Consider the following 19,137-nt stretch of genomic DNA (forward strand, 5'->3'; position numbering starts at 1 on the left):
AGATAAGATATACAGTGATAAGTAACCTGTTTTATTGACATTATCATCCGAGTCGCCCCGCGGCGCGCCCTGAGGAGTCGGCCTTGAGTACACGGTATCTGGAAAGCCTGTTCAACCCCAGCTCCATTGTCGTGATCGGGGCCTCCGAACGGGCCGACAACCTCGGCGGCATGGTGCTTCGCAATCTGCTGGGGGGCGGTTACCCGGGTCAGCTGCTGGTGGTGAACCAGAGCGGCTACGACAACGTTCACGGCGTGCATTGCGTGCCTCGGGTCTCGAAGATGGAGTTCACGCCGGAGCTGGCGATCATCTGTACGCCGCCGGATACGGTGCCGAAGCTGGTGAAGAAGCTGGGGGAACTGGGCGTGCGCACCGCCATCGTGATGACCGGGGGAATGTCCCGGACCCACAGCAAGACCGGCCAGCCGCTCATGTACTCGGTCCGGGAGGCCGCACGGGAGACGGGGCTGCGGGTGCTGGGGCCGAATACCATCGGCCTGATGGTCCCGGCGCGCAGCCTGAACGCTACCTATGCCCACATGGGGGCCATTCCCGGGCGCGTCGCCTTCATCGGTCAGAGCGGTACCATCGCCAGCTCGGTTCTGGACTGGGCTTTCGCCCGGGGCGTCGGTTTTTCCTACTTTCTGACCCTGGGCGACGGCATGGACATTGACCATGACGACCTGATCGATTATCTGGCCCAGGACTCCCAGACCCGCGCCATTCTTCTGCACATCGAGAATGTGCCCAACCCCCGGCGTTTCATCTCGGCTGTCCGGGTGGCGTCCCGGACCAAGCCGGTTATTGCCGTCAAGTCCGGCCGGGTGCCCGAGTCTGAATGGATTCCCCATGCCCTGCCGGCCGGCCTCAAACGCAGTGATCCCATCTACGATGCCATGTTGCGACGGGCCGGTGTGTTGCGGGTGGATGGCCTGGGGCAGATGTTCGATGCCTTGGAAACCCTGACCCGGATGCGCCCGCTGCGCCGGGAGTCGCTGGCCATCATGGCCAACGGTGTCGGCCCCGGCGTGCTGGCGGTGGACCGGCTGGCGGACCTGGGCGGAGAACTGGCCAAACTGTCGGAGCAGACCGTCGAATCGCTGGCCAAGCTGCTGCCGCCATACTGGACCCGGAAAAACCCCATCGACCTGAACTACGACGCCTCGCCGGAACTATACGCCAACGCCATCAAGATCCTGGCAAAGGACCCGGAAGTTGCCAACGTGTTGGTGATGTACGCCCCGAGTCTGACCGAGGACAGCCTCCGAATCGCCGATGCGGTGGTGCAGGCATCCAAGGGAACGCGGCTGAATGTGTTCACCTGCTGGCTGGGCCAGAGCACGGTGATGGACTCCCGGGAGGAGTTCTATCGGGCCGGTATCCCGTCCTTCTTCAACCCGGAGAAGGCGGTGATGGCGTTCATGCAGCACGTCCGGCACCAGCGGGTGCAGCGCCTGCTGACGGAAACCCCCGAATCCTTCACCGACCACTTTGCGGACCGGGTCCGGCCCCGGCGCCTGGTGGCCAATGCGCTGCGTTCCGGGCGCAGTTATCTGTCCAACCGGGAAGCCCGGGAAGTGGTGCGGGACTATGGCATCAACACCATCGATACCCTCTACTGTGACGATGTGGAGGAAGTCCTGGAGGTGTTCGCGGTGGAACGACGACCCGTGGACATCTCCATCATCCACGAGCAGGTGTGTCATCCGTTCCTGGACTTGAGTCCGAGCCAGCGGCGCTACAAGGGCACGGTGAAAAAACTGAACAGCGAAGCGGCCATCATCGACGGCTGTCGCTTTCTGATGGACGAGTATCAGGAGCATTTTCCCGACAGCGGTTTCATCGGTTTTGCGGTGCAGTATTCCTACCAGCACGTGGGCGGGGTCGAGTTCAGTGTCGGTATTACCCGGGACGAGCAGTTCGGCCCGCTGGTGGTGTGTGGTGCCTCCGGTGCGCAGATCAATGTCATGACCGACCGCCAAATCGCGCTGCCGCCTTTGAACATGGTGTTGGCCCGGGAACTGCTGCGGCGGACCTACATGTACAAGCTGCTCAAGGAGCACAGTCTCAAGCCCGAGGAGGATATCCGGGCGGTGGCGGAAACGCTGGTGACGCTGTCGCAGATCGTGATCGACATCCCCCGGATCAAGGGGCTGGAGATTTCGCCGCTGCTGTTTAACGAGAAGGGGGCGGTGGCGGTCAATGTTGCCATCGACCTGGACGAGAAACCCAGCAAGCCGATCATCCAGCCGTATCCCCGGGAGCTGGAAGAGTGGATTGTGCTGCCCAAGTCCGGGCGTCGTGTGATCATCCGTCCGGTGCTGGCGGAGGACGAGCCGACCCACCGAGCCTTTCACGAGCACCAGTCGCCGGAGTCCATCCGCTACCGTTTCTTCCAGTACCGTAAGCATTTTTCCCGGGAGGACGTGGCGCAGATGGTGCAGATCGACTACGACCGGGAGATGGTGTTCATCGCCAACGCGCCAAAGGAGGACGGCGAGGGGGAGGAAACTCTGGGGACCGTCCGTACCTGGACCGACGCCGACAACCTCCGCTGCGAATTCGCCGTGATGGTGGATGACAAGATGAAAGGCGAGGGCCTGGGGCTGGCGCTGATGCGCAAAATGATCGACTACTGCCGCTCCCGGGGCACGGTGGAAATGGTGGGCAATGTGCTGCCCGACAACCGCCCGATGTTGCGGCTGGCCGAGCAGCTGGGGTTCGAGATCAAGTACAACCCAGACGAGGAGGTCATGGACCTGCGCCTGGTGCTGAACGAGCCCGAGAAGGACTGGCAGAAGGAGCGCCTGCGCAGGGGCGGCGCTCACCTGTAGCCTCAGTCCTCTACAATGGCCGAGCGGTCCTCGCCGCCGAGAGCGTCGAGCAGGCCCGGAATCAGCCGCGACAGTTCCAGGGTCATTAGGGTGAAGGCGGTGTCGAAGCGGGCAACGGCGTCGTCACTGTCCACAGCCTCCAGCTGTTCCTGCAGAGTGTCCCCGAACTTCAGCCGGCGCAGCGCGAGTTCTTCGTCCACCACGAACGACACGGTGTCGTCCCAGGTCAGAGCCAGTTTGGTCACCTGCATGCCGGCTTCCAGGTGGTTGCGGATTTCATCGGCTTTCAGATCAAGGCCGCGGCAGCGCACCACGCCGCCATCTTCCGACGGATCCTTGAGTTCGCATTCGCTGCCCAGGCTGAGACTGGACGGCAACGGAAGGCTGCCATTGAGCCAGCCGGTGAAGGTGAAGGCCGGTGCCTGTTGCAGCGCGGGCGGGCGCACCGGCAGCGAACCGATGCTCTTGCGCAGGGCCGAAGCCAGGTCTTCCGCCTGCTTGGCGGAGCCGGCGTCCACCACCAGCACCCCGTCTTTGGGTGACAGGTAGGCGTAGCCGCGCCGGTTTCTGGAAAACGCCTTGGGCAGCATCTCCAGCATGACCTGCTCCTTGATCTCGTCCTTTTCCTTGCGCCGGACTTTGCGCCCCTGCTCCAGTTCGATGGCCTCGGCCCGTTCCTCCACCGCTTCCTTGACCACGGGGCCGGGCAGGATTTTCTCTTCCTTGCGCAGTGCGATCAGGAGGCAGCCGTTGGCGCTATGGACCAGTTGCTGGCCGTGCTTGCCCAGCGGCGGAACCCAACCCTGCCGGCTGGTTTCCTGAGGACCGCAGGGTTTGAAGGCGTCCGCCTGAAGCTGGGACTCCAGGGTCTCCGGATCAATGTCGAAGGGCTTGGTGAATCGGTAGACTCGGGCGTTTCGAAACCACATCGGGTAGGGTCCTTGCGTTGGATTGGTGTCGATCGGGTGTTAATGGGGGCGGGGATGATACGGCCATCGGACGATGGCCGTAAAGTGACGGGGATGGCGCTAGATCTGCAGGATCTCGACCAGAATGGTCTTGATGATAAAGCCCACCACGCCGGCGCCCAGTACGATGAACAGGGCGATGGTGCCAAAACGGCCCGCCTGGGATTTTTTGGCCAGATCCCAGACGATGAATCCCATCCAGGCGATGAGGCCGGTCAGCAGAACCAGCATGGCCACCTGGGAAAAGACAGCTTCGTTCATAGACAGCTCCGATACCAAAAGAACTTATGAGTGATCGCGTAGAAAAACCCAGTTGTCCCTGTCGGATTGTTCCTCGCTGAAGTAGTAGCCTTCCAGGTCAAAGCCCTTGAGATCGTCCGCCTGGGTGATGCGGTTCAGGATCGCGTATCGGCACATCAGGCCGCGGGCTTTCTTGGCGTAGAAACTGATCATTTTGTACTGGCCGTTCTTCCAGTCCTTGAACTGCGGCGTGATCAGTCGTCCCTTGAGGGCCCGTGTGTTCACGCTCTTGAAGTACTCGTTGGAGGCAAGGTTGACCAGCACGCCATCGTCCTCCGCCAGCAGACGGTTCAGTTCGTCGGTGATCCGGTTGCCCCAGAACGCGTACAGGTCCTTGCCCCGGCGGTTCTCGAACCGGGTGCCCATTTCCAGACGGTAGGGTTGCATCAGGTCCAGCGGCCGCAGGAGCCCGTACAGTCCGGACAGCATGCGCAGGTGTTGCTGGGCGAAGGTGAAATCGTCCTCCTGGAAGCTGCTGGCGTCCAGACCGGTATAGACGTCGCCCTTGAACGCCAGAATGGCTTGGCGGGCATTCTCCGGTGTGAATGGGGTGTGCCAGGTGCGGAAGCGCTCGGCGTTGAGCTGCCCCAGTGCGTCGCTGATGCCCATGAGGTTGCTGATCTGGTGCGGTTCCAGCGTCTTCAGCTGGTCCACCAGTTCGCAGGCGTCGTCCAGAAAGTCCGGTTGGGTGTAGGTCTCGGTGGCCCGCGGGCTCTCGTAGTCCAGGGTCTTGGCGGGGGAGATAACCATCAGCATGTCAGACAATCCTCATTGCAGAAAGGCCAGCAGCTGGTCCCGGGTGAACGGCCAGTCCAGCTCCGCCCCGGTGTCGTCCCGGCGCAGCACCGGGATGCGGGTGCCATAGCGGGCCACCAGCGCTTCCGACTGGGCGATATCCACCACATCCACCGGTAGGGGTTCCGGCATGGGCGTGTTCACCAGCAGGGCTTCGGCCAGTTCGCACAGGTGGCACTGGGCGGTGGTGTAGAAATACAGCTGCATCACGTTTTCGGTTGCGCGTCGAATTGCTGCCCGGTGATGCCCTTGCTGTCCGGCCCCATCAGGTAGAGGTAGATCGGCATCAGCGCTTCCGGCGCCGGGTTGCTATCCGGGTTTTCCGCCGGGTAGGCCCGGGCCCGCATGTTGGTCCGGGTGGCCCCCGGGTTCAGACTGTTGACGCGAATGTTGTTGCGTTCGTCGTCCAGCTCATCGGCCAGCAGCTGGCTCAGGCCCTCGATCGCGAATTTCGATACGGCATAGGCTCCCCAGTAGGCCTTGGCCTTGCGGCCCACACCGGAGGAGGTGAAGATCATCGAGGCATCCTCCGACTTGCGGAGCAGGGGAATCATGGCCCGGCTGAGCAGGAACGGCGCCGTCGCGTTCACCTGCATCACCTTGTTCCACATGTCCGGATCGTACAGCTCCACCGGGCTGCGGTTGCCCAGGATGGCGGCGTTGTGGAGCAGACCGTCGAGGCGGCCGAAATTGTCCTCGATGGTCATGGCCAGTTCTTCGTAATCCTTGGTGATGGCCCCCTCGAAGTTCATGGGCACGATCGCCGGTTGCGGATGGCCGGCCGCCTCGATTTCGTCGTAAACCTCTTCCAGGTGTGCCACCGTCCGGCCCACCAGAATCACGGTGGCGCCATGAGCGGCATAGGCCTTGGCGGCGGCCCGGCCGATACCGTTGCCGGCACCCGTCACCATGATGATACGGTCTTTCAGAAGGTCGGGCGGTGCCTGGTAGTCGTGCATAACCTGTCTCCGTTGTCGCTGTCGCCGGCTTGCCGCCGGGCACGGAAAATCGTTGGGCGCTATTGTAACAGCTTTGCCAGGTCGTTGACGGTGTCGGCAATGAAATCGGCCTGCCAGCTGTCCACCGCGGCCGGTTCCTCGATGTAGCCGTAGCGCACCGCCACGGTGTGCATGCCGGCCCGGCGCCCGGCCTCGATGTCCCGCTCGTGGTCGCCGACGTAGACGCTGGCATGGGCCGGCACGCCGAGGCGATCGCAGGCCAGCAGCAGTGGTTCGGGGTGGGGTTTGCGCTGGCGGACATGGTCCGGGCAAATCAAAGTGGCGCAGCGTTCGGACAGGCCCAGTGCCCGGACCAGGGGATCGGCAAAGCGGGCCGGTTTGTTGGTGACAATGCCCCAGGGAATGGCGTGGGCCTCGAGGCTGGCCAGCAGTGCGTCCATGCCCTCGAACAGGGTGGTTTCCTGGGTCATGCCCGCTTCGTAGAGGTCCAGGAAGGCAGTATGCCGTTCCTGATAGTCCGGATGATCCGGTTCTATCCCGAAACCGACCTGGATCATGGCGCGGGCGCCGTTAGAGACGGAGCGGCGGATGTGCGCCGCTGGCAAGGGCGGCAGGCCATGCCGCTGGCGCAGCTGGTTGAGGCAGCGGATGAAGTCCGGGGCCGTGTCGATCAGCGTGCCATCGAGATCGAACAGCACGGCCGCCGGGCGGCGGTCATCGGTCGTCACGGGCATCCTGGGCGTGCATCAGATAGTTCACGTCGACATCCCGGCCCAGCTTGTAGGAACGGGTGATCGGGTTGTAGGTCATGCCCGTCAGATCGCGGATTTCCAGCCCGGCCTGTCGCAGGTAGTCGGACATTTCCGAGGGGCGGATGAACTTGCGCCACTCGTGCGTACCCTTGGGCAGCATCTTCAATACGTACTCGGCGCCGACGATGGCAAACAGAAAGGATTTCGGGTTGCGGTTGATGGTGGATACAAACAGGTGGCCGCCGGGCTTGAGCATGGCGGCGCAGGACTGGATCACGGACGCGGGCTCGGGCACATGCTCCAGCATCTCCAGGCAGGTAACCACGTCATACTGTCCGGCGTGCTCCGGGTCCCGGGCCAGGGCCTCGACGGTGGTCCGGCGGTAGTCCACCTGGATGCCGCTTTCCAGGCCATGCAACCGGGCCACGGAAAGCGGAGCCTCGCCCATGTCGATACCGGTCACGTGGGCGCCACGCTGGGCCATGCCTTCGGACAGCAGGCCACCGCCACAGCCCACATCCAGGACACGTTTGCCGGCGAGGCTGGCCCGTTCATCAATGTAGTTCAGCCGCAGCGGGTTGATGTCGTGCAGGGGCTTGAATTCGCTGCTGGGGTCCCACCAGCGGCTGGCGAGGGCCTCGAACTTGGCGATTTCGTTACGGTCTACGTTCTGGTCGGTCATGGTTGTCTCTGCTCGAACATCGGGAAATTCAGTCAGCGGGCGTTGCGCTGGCGTATCCGGTCGCGCCACGCCCGCACCGCGGGCATCAGCGCTTCCAGGTCCAGTCGGGTCAGCTCGCCGTCCCGCAGTTGCGGTACCCCGTGAATCCAGCTGTGGCTCACCGCTCGGCCGTGATGGCTGTAGACGAGGTGGGACGCTGGATCATAGACCGGCTGTAGGAACGGGTCGCTGAGGTCGATGGCGATGAGGTCGGCGAGCTTACCGGCCTCCAGTGAACCCAACTCGTGCTCCCGGCCGAGGGCCCGGGCGCCGTGGAGGGTGGCCATGGCCAGGGCCCGGTGCGCGGACAGGGCGCTGGCGTCGCCGGCGACCACCTTGGCCAGCATGGCGGCGCTGGCCAGTTCGCCGAACAGGTCAAGGTCGTTGTTGCTGGCGGCACCGTCGGTGCCGATGGCGACATTGACTCCCCGGTCCATCAGCGCCTGAACCGGGCACAGGCCGCTGGCCAGCTTCAGGTTGGATTCGGGGCAGTGAATCACGTGGGCACCGGTGTTCGCCAGCAGTGCCAAGTCTGAGTCATCCACCTGGGTCATGTGTACGCATTGGCTGCGGGGGCCCAGCAGGCCGGCCCGGGCCAGTCTGGCGCTGGGGCGTTGCCCCAGGCGTTCGATGGCATCGCTGACTTCAAACGCGGTTTCGTGCAGATGGATCTGGATGCGGGCTCCGGTGGCCTCCGACAGTGCCCGTACCTCCGACAGGGGACCATCGGAAACGGTGTAGGGCGCGTGCGGACCAATGGCCGGCATGATGAAGTCGTCCCCCCGCCAGGCGTCGATCAGGTCGGCGCCCTTGCGCAGGTATTCTTCCGGTCCCGAGCCCCAGGCGGTCGGAAAGTCGATTACCGGGAAACAGATCTGGGCCCGCATGCCCAGGTCCCGGGCCGCCTGGGCGGCGACCTCGGGGAAGAAGTACATATCGGAGAAGGTGGTGGTGCCGGTGCGTAGCATTTCCGCCATGGCCAGGCGGGTACCGTCCAGGATGAAGGATTCGCCCACGAAGGCTTGCTCGGCGGGCCAAATGTGGTCGTTGAGCCAAGTCATCAGGGGCAGGTCGTCGGCCAGGCCACGGAACAGCGCCATGGCGGCATGGCCGTGCATGTTGATCAGGCCAGGCATGACCACATGCTGGTTCAGGTCCAGGGTTTCCCGGCACTGGTACTGCCGGTCGGCCTGGGCTCGGGGCAGCAGGTCCAGGATGTGGGAACCCTTCAGGATAAGCGCGTGGTCTTCCAGAACGGTGCCCTCGGGCACGATGGGGATGATCCAGCGGGCGTTGATTCGGGTATCGGCCTGGTTCTGGGAGCTTGCCGTGGTCATGGAACTGCCTGTCAGCTGAGGCGCCTGGGGCGCCGGGAAATGAAGCGTCGCGGGGAAGTATAACCAGCGGCCGGGGCAACGACTACCCTGGCAAAATAGTTGGTCACGGCCGGCAGCTTCGTCGGTATACTGCCGCTTTTCGGTGAACACGAACGGGAGTTGCCAAGCATGGCGAATGAATCTGAAGCAACCGGGCGCAACATCGGCACCGTGGCCCTGCGCTGGGATGGCCAGTCCCTGGCACTGCTTGACCAGCGTCTGCTGCCGGCGGAGGAACGCTGGATGACGGCGGAGGGTGCAGCCCGCGTGGCCCAGTGCATCCGTGACATGGTGGTGCGAGGCGCGCCGGCCATTGGTATCAGCGCCGCCTATGGAGTGGCGCTGGCGGCGCGTCATGCCGGGGCCGACTGGCGTGGCGAGATCCGGCACGCACTGCGGGCGCTGGCCGAGTCGCGGCCGACGGCGGTTAACCTGTTCTGGGCGTTACAGCGGATGGAGCGGGTATTTGAAGCCTGCGCCTCCCGGGAGGAGGCGGTGGCGCGCCTCGCCGCCGAGGCGGAGAGCATCCACCGGGAAGACCTGCAGGCCAATCTGACCATGGCCGACCAGGCGCTGGCGGTGATGGCCCCGGAGGCCCCGCTGGAGGTGCTGACCCACTGCAACACCGGCGCCCTGGCCACCGGTGGCTATGGTACCGCCCTGGGGGTGGTCCGCCGCCTCCATGAGGCTGGCAAGCTGGCCCGTGTCTACGCGGATGAAACCCGGCCCTGGCTGCAGGGCAGCCGGCTGACCGCCTGGGAGCTGGCGCGGGACGGCCTGCCCGTGGTGTTGAATGCCGACGGTGCCGCAGCCTCGATTCTGGCGCGCGGGCAGGTCAGCTGGGTGGTGGTGGGCGCGGACCGGATCACCGCCAACGGCGACGTGGCAAACAAGATCGGCACCTACAGCTTGGCGGTACTGGCGCGCCACCATGGTGTGCGGTTCATGGTGGTGGCCCCGTCGAGTACCGTGGACATGTCGCTGGCCCGTGGTTCGGACATTCCGATCGAGGAGCGGGAGGGCTCCGAGGTCCGGGAAATCCGGGGCATGGCCCTGGCGCCGGCGGACGTGCCGGTCTACAACCCGGTGTTCGATGTGACGCCGGCACACCTGATCGACGTCATCGTCACCGAGAAGGGTGTGGTCCGTCAGCCGGGGGAGGCTGGGATGCGGGCGCTATTTGGCTGATTTCCCGCCGGATTTTCGCGGGCTCCGTCCGGGGCCGGGTTCGAGGTCGGTGAGCTGTTGGCGCAGTTCCCGCACCTGCCGCTCCTGTTCCTCAACGAAGTGCAGTGACATCTCGAAGCTCTGGCGGGTGAACTCCAGCACCCGCCGGAATCCCTCATCCGACAGGTTCCGGGCGTCGTCGTGGCTGCGGAAAATGTTGATGAACTCCCGCTCCCGCTCGAACTGCAGCGGCAGCTTGCCGATGCCCCAGTCGTCCAGGATCCGCCACACGTCCGGGTTGTAGTTGCGGGTGGTACGAAGAATGAACGGAATGGGATCATTGCGGGCGATCAGCGCCGCCAGCCGGAGGATCAGTTCGAAGGAAAGGGTGGCGGTGCCGTTTTCGATGGCCTCCAGCACCGATTTATCCTTCAGGTTCAGCGCCTCGCTCATTTCTGCCAGGGTCAACCCGGCCACTTCGCGGATGTCCTTCAGGGACTGGCCCGCGAGCAGCATGGCGCGCAACTGATCCTGGGATCGGACCAGCGCGCGGCCGACCCGTAACGAGGTATCGGTGGCTCGCAGGCCCAGGCGCCACATGGAGCCGGGGAGCTGGAGCAGGCGTTCGACCAGAGACTCCGGAGCCTCACCGGAGGTCGTTGCCCGTTCGGCCATATCCAGAGACTGCATCGCGTGCAGGGCATCCAGCAGCATTGCCCGGATTTCTCGGGCATTGGCCGGTTCGGTGCTGCCCGGCTCCCGGGACGCGGTCATGGTGGCCGTGGCCGGTTATTGGGGGCTGGCCTGGGCCGCCAGTTGCCGGGGCTCGAGAATCGATGCCATGCGCTTGTCCAGGTCCAGCATGTCAGCCATGATCTGACCCCCCTCACGGATGATGAAGTCCAGTTCCTCGTCGGTGGTGTTCAGGTCCGCTGCCTGGGCGTCCTGCCACTCATCCAGCTCCTCCAGGGACTTGAACGGTGGCTCGCCCCGCAGTTCCCGGCGGGCGTTGGCGATGCTGAGGCGGACCGTTTCGATGCGGTCGTGCTCGGCCTTACGTTTTTCGTAGTTGAGGCTGACGGTTTCCATCTGCCGCTGCTGTTCCAAGAACTCGATCTCCCGCTGCAACAGCCGGAATTCCGGGCTGGCGGCAAAACGTTCTTCGTGACGCTTGCGCAGCTCGCCAATGATCGCGCTGAAATCGAAATAACGGGTGTGGGGCACGGCCTCGATCTGGTCCCAGGGCAGGGCGTGCTCCAGGGCATCCTCGCCGATGCGTGTCTTGTCGATGCGGGAGGGAATTTCGATGTCGGGAATCACGCCTTTGTGCTGGGTGGAGCCGCCGGATACCCGATAGAACTTGGACTGGGTGATCTTCAGCTGGCCATGGTTCAGCGGTCGCACTGCCTGTACCGTGCCCTTGCCGAAGGTCTGGGAGCCCACCACCAGGCCCCGGCCATAGTCCTGGATCGCGCCGGCGAAGATTTCGGAGGCCGAGGCGCTCATGCGGTTGACCAGTACCACCAGCGGTCCGTCGTAGGCCACCGAGGGGTCGTCGTCATTCAGGACCTGCACGTCGTTGTTGGCGTTGCGGATCTGGACCGTGGGGCCGTCCTCGATGAACAGGCCTACCAGGTCATTGGCTTCATGCAGGGCACCCCCCCCGTTGTTGCGCAGGTCGATCACCAGGCCCTGAATGCCTTCCTGTTTCAGCTCCGCAATGAGTTTGCGTACGTCCCGGGTGGTGCTCTTGTAGTTGGGGTCGCCCGCCTGCATGGCCTGGAAATCGGCGTAGAAGGTGGGAATGGTGATTACGCCGATGGTGTAATCCCGGCCGTTCCGGTCAATGTGAATGACGTCCTTGGAGGCGCTCTGCTCCTCGAGTTTGACCTCGTCACGCTTGATGGCGATGGTCTTGGTCATGGTTTCGTCGGAGGCATTGGCGGGAATCACCTCCAGGGTCACCGTGGAATCCCTCGGGCCCCGGATCAGGTCCACCACCTCGTCCAGGCGCCAGCCGATCACGTTGACCGGAGCCTCGCCTTCCTGGCCGACGGCGACAATGCGGTCCGCCGGTTGCAGCTGGCCTTGTTTGGCGGCCGGTCCGCCGGGCACCAGGCGCACCACCTTGGTGTATTCGTTGTCCGATTGCAGGACCGCGCCGATGCCCTCCAGGGACAGACTCATGTTGATGTTGAAGTTTTCCGAGGTGCGGGGCGAGAAATAGGAGGTGTGCGGATCCCACATGCCGGCGAAGGCGTTCATGTAGGCCTGGAAGGCGTCCTCGCTGCGGGCCTGGTAGGCTCGCTTGAGCTGCCCCTCGTAGCGCCGGCGCAGGTTCTCGGTGATGGTGTCGTCATCGGTGCCGTTGAGGCGCTGGGCAAGCACGGCATTCTTGATGCGGCGAATCCACAGCTGGTCGAGGGCGGCGGTATCCGGCTCCCAATCCGCCTTGGATCGGTCCAGCAGAATGCTCTCGTCCTTGGAAAAATCGAGAGTGTCAATGCCCTGATCGATCACCGACAGGGCGAACTCCAGGCGTTCGATGATGCGCTGCTGCACCAGATTGTAGATGTCGAACGCGGGTTGCAGTTGCCCGGTTTTCAGTGCCGAGCCCAGCTGGTGCTTGATGCGGTCGAAGCGCTTGATGTCCTGTTGGGTCAGGTAGATCCGCTGGCCGTCCAGGTAATCCAGATAGGTGTAGAACACGTCGCTCGACAGTTCGTCATTGATCTGGAGATCCCGAAAATGAGTGAACTGCAGCTGTCGGGCGATCAGAATGTTGGCCGGGGCCTGCTCGATGGTGGGGGCCACCGGTTCATAGTGCAGGGTGTCGTCGATCTTGGCCTGCAGCCCCATGGGTGTGGTGAACAGCAAGGCGACGGTGAGAGCCCGGCACAGGACGCCGGCTCGGGGGCTGGAAACTCGGGGGCTGGAGAGGGAGCGACGGGACATCATTCTTTCCGCAATGGACATACGTGATTACCTGAGGGTGCTGGGGAAGCGGAAGGGACCGTACGACCGTGGGCTTCCCGTGAGCGATGAAATTATTGTAGGCAAGCGTACCAGCCGTTGCCATAGGCTGGACGTATCGCTTCGTGACAATCTGTCCATGATAGTGTCAGGTCGAACCGGCGCCGAAACCACGCGGAAAGAGGGCGGGAACGGAGGCGTGGGAACGCCTCCGGCCGGGGTCAGACGAACGGTTCGGAGCGTTCGGCCTGCGCCAGCAGCAGGGCTGGCGGGGTGAAGCGTTCGCCATGGCGCTCAGCCAGTTCCCGGGCACGCTCGGCGAAGGCCCGGACGCCGTACTGGTTGACAAACTGCACGGCGCCGCCGGTCCAGGGGGCGAAACCGAGGCCGAAAATGGAGCCGATGTTGGCGTCTTCGACGCTCCGCAGCACCCCCTCTTCCAGGCAGCGGAGTGTTTCGATGGCCTGGATGAACAGCAGCCGGTCCTTCAGATCAGCCAGTGCCGCCGCCCGGGCTTTTCCGGGGTTCACGAAATGGGCCGCCAGTTCCGGCCACAAAAACTTGCGACCGTTGTTCGGGTACTCGTAGAACCCGCCCCCGGCGGCTTTGCCCTTGCGGCCGAAGCCATCCACCATCCGGTCGATGAGGGGTTCGGCCGGGTGGGGGTGCCAGCGTTGTCCGTTGCGTTCGAGGTCCTTTCGGCTCTGGTTCCGTACATGCTGCAGTAGGGTCAGGCTGACTTCATCGGAGACCGCCAGCGGCCCCACCGGCATGCCCGCCAGCTGGCCGGCGTGCTCGATGCTGGCGGGGTGCAGTCCCTCGCCCAGCATGGCGATGCCTTCGTTCACGTAGGTGCCGAACACCCGGGAGGTAAAGAAGCCGCGGCTGTCGTTCACCACAATGGGGATTTTGCCGATCTGCTGAACGAAATCGAATGCCCGGGCCAGGGTTTCCTCGGACGTTTGTTCACCGACGATGATCTCCACCAGCTGCATCTTGTCCACCGGCGAGAAGAAATGCAGCCCGATGAAGTGGTCGGGGCGGGCGGATGCCCGAGCCAGCTGGGTGATGGGAATGGTGGAGGTGTTGGAGGCGAACAGGCCACCGCTCGCCAGGTAGGGTTCGGCTTCCCGGGTGACCGACGCTTTCAGATCACCGTCTTCGAACACCGCTTCGATGATCAGCTCGCAACCGCTCAGGTCCTCCGCGGTGTCGGTCGGCTGGATCCGGCTGAGTACCTCGGCCTTGCCGGCCTCGTCCAGGCGCCCCCGGCGGACGGCGTGGTCCAGTAGGGCGCCGGAGTGCGCCTTGCCCCGTTCGGCCTGAGCCAGGCTGAGGTCCTTCAGCACCACCTCGATGCCTTGGGTCGCGGTGGCATGGGCGATACCGGCGCCCATCATGCCGGCCCCGAGAATGCCAACCTTGGCGAGCCGGGCCCGGGGGATGTCCCGCGGGCGGCTGTGGCCCGCCTTGAGGGCGTTGAGCTGGAACCAGAAAGTACCGGTCATGTTCTTGGCTACCTGGCCGGTCACCAGCTCGGTGAAATACCGGGTCTCGATCCGGCTGCCATTGTCGAAGTCCACCTGGGCCCCTTCCACGGCGGCGGCCAGGATGCGTTCCGGCGCCGGGTAGCAACCGTGGGTTTTTTGCCGCAGCATGGCCGGGGCGATGGCCAGTTTCTGGGCCATGGCCGGGTGCCCCGGCCCGCCCCCCGGGAATCTGAAATCCTTGCGGTCCCAGGGCTGCCGGCATTCGGGAGTGGCCTCGATAAAGGCCCGGGCCTGCGTCACCAGGGCTTCGGGTGTGGCGGCCAGGGCATCCACGAGGCCGGCTTTGTGTGCCGCTTTGGGGCTGACCTTCCGGCCTTCCATCAGGTATGGGAAAGCCGCTTCCAGGCCGATCATCCTCGGCAGCCGCTGGGTGCCTCCGCCTCCGGGCAGCAGCCCGAGGGTGACTTCTGGCAGGCCCAGCTGGATGCGGTCATCGTCCAGGGCTACCCGGTGATGGCAGGCCAGGGCGAGCTCAAGGCCGCCGCCCAGGGCGCTGCCGTTGATGGCGGCAACCACGGGTTTGCCACAGGTTTCCAGGGCGCGCAGGTCGGCCTTGAGGGCATTGACCATAGCCTCGAACGCCTCGGCCTGATCCCGGGTGACCCGATGCAGTTCGTTCAGATCGCCGCCGGCGAAAAACGTCGCCTTGGCGGAGGTGAGGATGATGCCCCGGATCTCCGCCAAGTCGTCCCGGATACGGCGCACGGTGTCGCTCAGCGCGGCCCGGAACTCGGCGTTCATGGTGTTGGTGGATTGTCCGGGCATGTCTAGGGTGAGGGTCAGGATCTGGTCGGAACCCAGGGTGTAACGGATCGCGCTCATGGGGGTGCTCCTTGTCTGGGGGTGGGTTCAGACCCGTTCGATGAGGGTGGCGATACCCATGCCGCCACCGACACACAGGGTGGCCAGGCCGTAGCGCAGCTGTCGCCGCTCCAGCTCATCCAGCAAGGTGCCCAGGATCATGGCGCCGGTGGCGCCCAGCGGGTGGCCCATGGCAATGGCACCGCCGTTGACGTTCACTTTCTCGTCCGGCACCTGGAGTTCCCGCTGAAAGCGCATCACCACGGAGGCGAAGGCTTCGTTGACCTCGAACAGGTCGATCTGGTCAACGGTTAGGCCGGCTTTGTCCAGTGCCTTGCGGGTGGCGGGCGCCGGGCCGGTAAGCATGATGGTCGGATCGGTACCCGTGACCGCGCTGGCCACGATACGGGCGCGGGGCGTCAGGCCCAGGGCTCGGCCCTTGGCCGCACTGCCGATCAGCAGTGCGGTCGCGCCGTCGACAATGCCGGAGGAATTGCCGGCGTGGTGCACGTGGTGGATCTTTTCCACGTAGTGGTATTTTTCCCGGGCAACGCCGTCGAATCCCATGTCGCCGATGGCTTGGAAGGACGGTTTGAGGGTGGCCAGGGTCGCCAGCGTGGTGTCCCCCCGCACATGCTCGTCCCGCTCCAGGATGGTCACGCCGTTCTGGTCCTTCACCGGCACGATGGAACGGGCGAACAGGCCCTGTTCCCAAGCATGGGCAGCCTTCTGCTGGGAGCGGACGGCGAACCGGTCCACATCTTCCCGGCTGAAACCTTCCAGTGTGGCGATCAGGTCCGCGCCAATGCCCTGGGGCATGAAGCCGGTGTGCAGGTTGGTGGCTGGATCGGTGGCCCAGGCACCGCCGTCTGAGCCCATGGGTACCCGTGACATGGACTCGACGCCCCCGGCCACCACCAGATCCTCCCAGCCGGAGCGGATTTTCATGGCGGCCAGATTCACCGCTTCCAGTCCGGAGGCGCAGAACCGGTTCAGGGTTACGCCCGCCACCGATTCGTCCCAGTCCGCCGCCAGTGCCGCCGTCTTGGCGATGTCAGCGCCCTGGTCGCCAACGGCGGTGACGCAGCCCATGACAATGTCGTCCACGTCCGCGGTGTTCAGATGGTTGCGTTCGCGCAGGGCGCCGAGCACCGTGGTGAGCAGGGTGATGGGTTTGACGCTGTGCAGCGCGCCGTCCTTCTTGCCGCGTCCGCGCGGGGTACGGACCGCATCGAAGATGAAGGCTTCGGTGGCCATGGCTGTCCTCGGGTTGTTGTTGCTATGGATACGAGGACTTAACCTTAGCCCCGAAGGCGGTACGGGGGTAATGACGCGGCCTGCCAATCGGATTGACGAAACTGCTCAGGCCGCGGGTGGGGTCAGCCGCGGGCTTTGCCGAGGGCCGAAGCCAGACGGTCCGCGAGTCCAGGTTCCGCGGTGGTGTGGGCGTTCAGGCACCATTGCGCTACCAGCAGTTCCAGTTCCGCCAGGGGATCGTCGCGTTTCTCCCCCTGCCCAAGCCCTTCGGCCAGGCGTTTGACCTGGATTTCCATGCGTTGCTGCTGGTCGCTCTCCGGGGAGTCGACCCCGGCCAGGATTTCCGCGCGGATAACCAGTTCCCGGCCGGAGAAGGCTGGCTGGCCGTCGATCCGCTCACGCCAGTGATCCGGAATCTGCTCCGGCGCGATACCGCCATTGGCGCTGGCGGCAATTAGGGTGCGCCAGTGGTCGACGGTGTCCGCCAGTTGGCGTTGCCGCTGAGCCTTGGCCAGCCGCTGTTTCTCGGCTACGACGCGTTCCCGGACCGGGGCGGAAAGCTGGCTCAGATCCAGGCTGTCCAGTCTGGCCAAGGCCTCGGCCAGGGTCGGGGCGGCGGCCGTCTCGGTGATTCCGGCGCTTTCCCGGAGCCGTTCGCCGGCGGCCCGGTCCGCCGCCTCGGTGGCTTGCTGACGGGCTTGGTTCCGGGCGTCCCGGCGGGCAAAAATCTGGTCACAGGCCTGTCGGAAAGCCTGCCACAATTTGCGGTCTTCCCGGTGTCGCGTGATGCCGATGGACTTCCACTCCGCCTGCAGTGACTTGGCCTCGTTCATGGCCTCCTGCAGAGGCTCGTGATCAATGAGCGCCCGGGCCCGTTCGACGATGGCCCGTTTCTGAGCCTCGTTACGGGCACGCTCTTCGTCCAGCGGTTTCTCCAGCGCCCGCAGCAGGGCATCGAAGCGTTTCTGCAGGGGGCGGTTTTCCCGGAAGTCGACCGGCCAGGCCTCCTTCCACTCTTGGCGGGCGGTCTGGTGGATGCGCTCGACACCTTTCCAGTCGATGCTGTTCCAGTCTGCGTTGTCCAGAAACGTCTGGAGCTGCTGGCAGATCGCCTGGCGCTTGTCCAGGTTGGCCTGCTTCAGGTCGGTCTTGGCCTCGAAATAGGCTTTGCAGGGCTCGAAGGCCCGGTCCGACGCGGTCTTGAATCGGGTCCACAGGGTCCGGTCGGAGGAACCGCCCAGTGCCCGCCATTCGTTCTGCAACTCCTTGATGCGTTCGGCCTTGGCTTCGGGTTCCATGGGTTGTTCCGCCAGGTATTCCATCTGTTCGCACAGGGCAATTTGCTTGGGCTCGGTCACGAAGCCCTGCCAGTCGCTGAGCTCCCGGAACTGGCCGGTGAGCAGTTGCAGCCGGGCCTGGAAGCGTTTGCCGTGGGATTCGTCCAGAGCCTTGAACAGGTGCTGGGCCGTTTTCAGCAGCTGTTTGGACTCCCGGAACTGCTTGGCGTCGAGTGCAGACTGGAGCTGGTCCAGGGTGGTCTTCAGTGCCGCCGCGCTCTGGGCCTGCTCGGCCTGATCGGCACGGTCCCGCAGCTGGGGCTCCGGACGCTTGCCGGTCAGTTTCCGGAGTTGGGTCAGCTGCGGCGGCAGCGGGAAGGGGGCCGGCCAGGCCAGCTCTTGAAGCAGGGTGCGGGCCTGTTCGTGTCGGTCTACGGTGTCCGAGGCGGCGGCCTCGGCCGCCAGCAGCTGTTCGATGGACTCCCTGGCCTGGGCCAGGCGACGCAGGGCGGCCAGGTAGTTGCGCAGGGCCAGCATGCGGGCTTCGTAGGATTTCTGTTCCTGACGCGTGACGTCGGTGTCCCGGGTGGCCTCCAGCCAGCGGTTTTCCTGGGTCCGGAGCAGGGCGTCGAGGGCGGAGACGGACGGTTGGGGAGTGTCGCCGGGAGCGGTCAGTCCGTCCAGGGTTTCGGCCAAAAGGGCGAGGGTTTCTTGGCGCTGCCGCCGCTGCTCGTCGTGGCGCAGGGCTTCCTGCTGCTCGGCCTCAATGTCCTGGAGGCGCTGCCGGCACCGGTGAACGGCTTCGAGGAAGCGTTGGGACTGCTCCGCGCTGGCCTGAGCTTCGACCGCATGCCATTGGTTGAGCAGAGCGTCCAGGCGCGCCTGGTAGAGTGTGGTGTCTTCGCTTCGGGCTTGGTCTTCGGCGCTGGCGATGAGGGTGCGGATGGTGTTTGCGATGGCTTCCTGGCGTTGCGCTTCTTCCTTGAGGGTCTGGAGGGCGTGTTTGACGATCTGATAGACCCCTTTGTCGCGACCCTTGCTGTGTTTCATCACGTCCGTCAGCACCCCCTGAGACGTCAGGCGTCTGGCGGCTTCCAGTCGAATCTCCGCGGTGATGCCCTCAATGGCCAGTTGTGCCAGTGTCTGCTCCGGTGCCTCGCCGGCCAGGACCCGGCGCTGTCGTTCCCGCTGCTCGGCCCGGGGATCTTCCCCGCTTTCCTCACCGTCGTGGGCAGGGGGTTGGTGGCGAGGCAGGTCCTGAGTTGGGGACGACTTGCGGGATTTGAACAGTTTCTGGATAAATGCGGCCATGAACGATGTCCTTTGGGATTGAACCAGTCCTCGGTGTCGGGCACAGTGCGCGCCGTTGCCACCGGTCGTCGGCTGCGGGCAGCCGGGTACGGGCTT

Annotated in this window: 15 protein-coding genes; 2 read left to right on the forward strand and 13 right to left on the reverse strand. The window is 64.6% G+C overall.

The features are described 5' to 3' along the window. Window positions 1-83 precede the first annotated feature (83 nt). Window positions 84-2,834, forward strand: coding sequence for a bifunctional acetate--CoA ligase family protein/GNAT family N-acetyltransferase (locus tag BTO32_RS17305; RefSeq protein ID WP_076725914.1), 2,751 nt, complete (start codon window positions 84-86; stop codon window positions 2,832-2,834). A 2-nt stretch (window positions 2,835-2,836) separates the two neighbouring features. Here the strand turns inward: BTO32_RS17305 and rdgC are convergent, their stop codons facing one another. From rdgC to BTO32_RS17345, 8 genes are all read right to left on the reverse strand, one after another. Then, a complete protein-coding gene (rdgC, locus tag BTO32_RS17310) occupies window positions 2,837-3,763 on the reverse strand; it encodes a recombination-associated protein RdgC (RefSeq protein WP_076725915.1) in 927 nt (308 codons plus the stop codon). A 99-nt stretch (window positions 3,764-3,862) separates the two neighbouring features. After that, window positions 3,863-4,063 (reverse strand): DUF2788 domain-containing protein, encoded by a 201-nt coding sequence (locus tag BTO32_RS17315; RefSeq protein ID WP_076725916.1) that lies wholly within the window; start codon window positions 4,061-4,063, stop codon window positions 3,863-3,865. Between the two features lie 24 nt (window positions 4,064-4,087). Then, complete coding sequence (gene yaaA, locus BTO32_RS17320) at window positions 4,088-4,858, reverse strand: peroxide stress protein YaaA (RefSeq protein ID WP_076725917.1); 771 nt, start codon at window positions 4,856-4,858, stop codon at window positions 4,088-4,090. A gap of 12 nt (window positions 4,859-4,870) precedes the next feature. Beyond that, window positions 4,871-5,104, reverse strand: a complete 234-nt coding sequence (locus BTO32_RS17325) for a glutaredoxin family protein (protein ID WP_076725918.1) — start codon at window positions 5,102-5,104, stop codon at window positions 4,871-4,873. After that, complete coding sequence (locus BTO32_RS17330) at window positions 5,104-5,856, reverse strand: YciK family oxidoreductase (protein WP_076725919.1); 753 nt, start codon at window positions 5,854-5,856, stop codon at window positions 5,104-5,106. Before BTO32_RS17330 ends, BTO32_RS17325 begins: the two co-directional genes overlap by 1 nt. A 59-nt stretch (window positions 5,857-5,915) precedes the next feature. Further along, window positions 5,916-6,590: a phosphoglycolate phosphatase gene (gene gph / locus BTO32_RS17335; RefSeq protein ID WP_076725920.1), complete on the reverse strand. Its 675-nt coding sequence runs from the start codon at window positions 6,588-6,590 to the stop codon at window positions 5,916-5,918. Beyond that, window positions 6,571-7,290, reverse strand: coding sequence for a bifunctional 2-polyprenyl-6-hydroxyphenol methylase/3-demethylubiquinol 3-O-methyltransferase UbiG (gene ubiG, locus BTO32_RS17340; protein ID WP_076725921.1), 720 nt, complete (start codon window positions 7,288-7,290; stop codon window positions 6,571-6,573). Before ubiG ends, gph begins: the two co-directional genes overlap by 20 nt. Before the next feature lie 32 nt (window positions 7,291-7,322). Continuing rightward, window positions 7,323-8,666, reverse strand: a complete 1,344-nt coding sequence (locus BTO32_RS17345; protein ID WP_076725922.1) for a TRZ/ATZ family hydrolase — start codon at window positions 8,664-8,666, stop codon at window positions 7,323-7,325. A 168-nt stretch (window positions 8,667-8,834) separates the two neighbouring features. Here BTO32_RS17345 and mtnA point away from each other — a divergent pair, with 168 nt between their 5' ends. Next, entirely contained in the window at window positions 8,835-9,893 is a 1,059-nt protein-coding gene (mtnA, locus tag BTO32_RS17350) for an S-methyl-5-thioribose-1-phosphate isomerase (RefSeq protein WP_084206899.1), read from the forward strand. Here the strand turns inward: mtnA and BTO32_RS17355 are convergent. The 5 genes from BTO32_RS17355 to BTO32_RS17375 form a co-directional block, all read right to left on the reverse strand. Beyond that, entirely contained in the window at window positions 9,882-10,646 is a 765-nt protein-coding gene (locus tag BTO32_RS17355) for a helix-turn-helix domain-containing protein (RefSeq protein ID WP_139339140.1), read from the reverse strand. The two genes, mtnA and BTO32_RS17355, sit on opposite strands and share 12 nt — an antisense overlap. A 15-nt stretch (window positions 10,647-10,661) precedes the next feature. After that, window positions 10,662-12,848: a carboxy terminal-processing peptidase gene (locus BTO32_RS17360; RefSeq protein WP_076725923.1), complete on the reverse strand. Its 2,187-nt coding sequence runs from the start codon at window positions 12,846-12,848 to the stop codon at window positions 10,662-10,664. Between the two features lie 218 nt (window positions 12,849-13,066). Continuing rightward, entirely contained in the window at window positions 13,067-15,217 is a 2,151-nt protein-coding gene (locus tag BTO32_RS17365; RefSeq protein ID WP_076725924.1) for a 3-hydroxyacyl-CoA dehydrogenase NAD-binding domain-containing protein, read from the reverse strand. 27 nt (window positions 15,218-15,244) lie between these two features. After that, window positions 15,245-16,453 carry an acetyl-CoA C-acetyltransferase gene (locus tag BTO32_RS17370; RefSeq protein WP_076725925.1) on the reverse strand — a complete coding sequence of 403 codons (1,209 nt, stop codon included), beginning with the start codon at window positions 16,451-16,453 and terminating at the stop codon, window positions 15,245-15,247. Between the two features lie 122 nt (window positions 16,454-16,575). Then, window positions 16,576-19,041, reverse strand: coding sequence for a DUF349 domain-containing protein (locus BTO32_RS17375; protein ID WP_076725926.1), 2,466 nt, complete (start codon window positions 19,039-19,041; stop codon window positions 16,576-16,578). Between the last annotated feature and the right edge of the window lie 96 nt (window positions 19,042-19,137).

Source organism: Marinobacter lutaoensis, assembly GCF_001981305.1.
Taxonomy (GTDB): domain Bacteria; phylum Pseudomonadota; class Gammaproteobacteria; order Pseudomonadales; family Oleiphilaceae; genus Marinobacter; species Marinobacter lutaoensis.

Bases quoted from the DNA above. Each gene is read 5' to 3' on its own strand.
- BTO32_RS17345 (WP_076725922.1), bottom strand. From the start codon at position 8,666: ATGACCACGGCAAGCTCCCAGAACCAGGCCGATACCCGAATCAACGCC.
- BTO32_RS17375 (WP_076725926.1), bottom strand. From the start codon at position 19,041: ATGGCCGCATTTATCCAGAAACTGTTCAAATCCCGCAAGTCGTCCCCA.
- BTO32_RS17360 (WP_076725923.1), bottom strand. From the start codon at position 12,848: ATGTCCATTGCGGAAAGAATGATGTCCCGTCGCTCCCTCTCCAGCCCC.
- ubiG (WP_076725921.1), bottom strand. From the start codon at position 7,290: ATGACCGACCAGAACGTAGACCGTAACGAAATCGCCAAGTTCGAGGCC.
- BTO32_RS17355 (WP_139339140.1), bottom strand. From the start codon at position 10,646: ATGACCGCGTCCCGGGAGCCGGGCAGCACCGAACCGGCCAATGCCCGA.
- BTO32_RS17330 (WP_076725919.1), bottom strand. From the start codon at position 5,856: ATGCACGACTACCAGGCACCGCCCGACCTTCTGAAAGACCGTATCATC.
- BTO32_RS17370 (WP_076725925.1), bottom strand. From the start codon at position 16,453: ATGGCCACCGAAGCCTTCATCTTCGATGCGGTCCGTACCCCGCGCGGA.
- BTO32_RS17315 (WP_076725916.1), bottom strand. From the start codon at position 4,063: ATGAACGAAGCTGTCTTTTCCCAGGTGGCCATGCTGGTTCTGCTGACC.
- BTO32_RS17365 (WP_076725924.1), bottom strand. From the start codon at position 15,217: ATGAGCGCGATCCGTTACACCCTGGGTTCCGACCAGATCCTGACCCTC.
- rdgC (WP_076725915.1), bottom strand. From the start codon at position 3,763: ATGTGGTTTCGAAACGCCCGAGTCTACCGATTCACCAAGCCCTTCGAC.
- gph (WP_076725920.1), bottom strand. From the start codon at position 6,590: ATGCCCGTGACGACCGATGACCGCCGCCCGGCGGCCGTGCTGTTCGAT.
- yaaA (WP_076725917.1), bottom strand. From the start codon at position 4,858: ATGCTGATGGTTATCTCCCCCGCCAAGACCCTGGACTACGAGAGCCCG.
- mtnA (WP_084206899.1), top strand. From the start codon at position 8,835: ATGGCGAATGAATCTGAAGCAACCGGGCGCAACATCGGCACCGTGGCC.
- BTO32_RS17325 (WP_076725918.1), bottom strand. From the start codon at position 5,104: ATGCAGCTGTATTTCTACACCACCGCCCAGTGCCACCTGTGCGAACTG.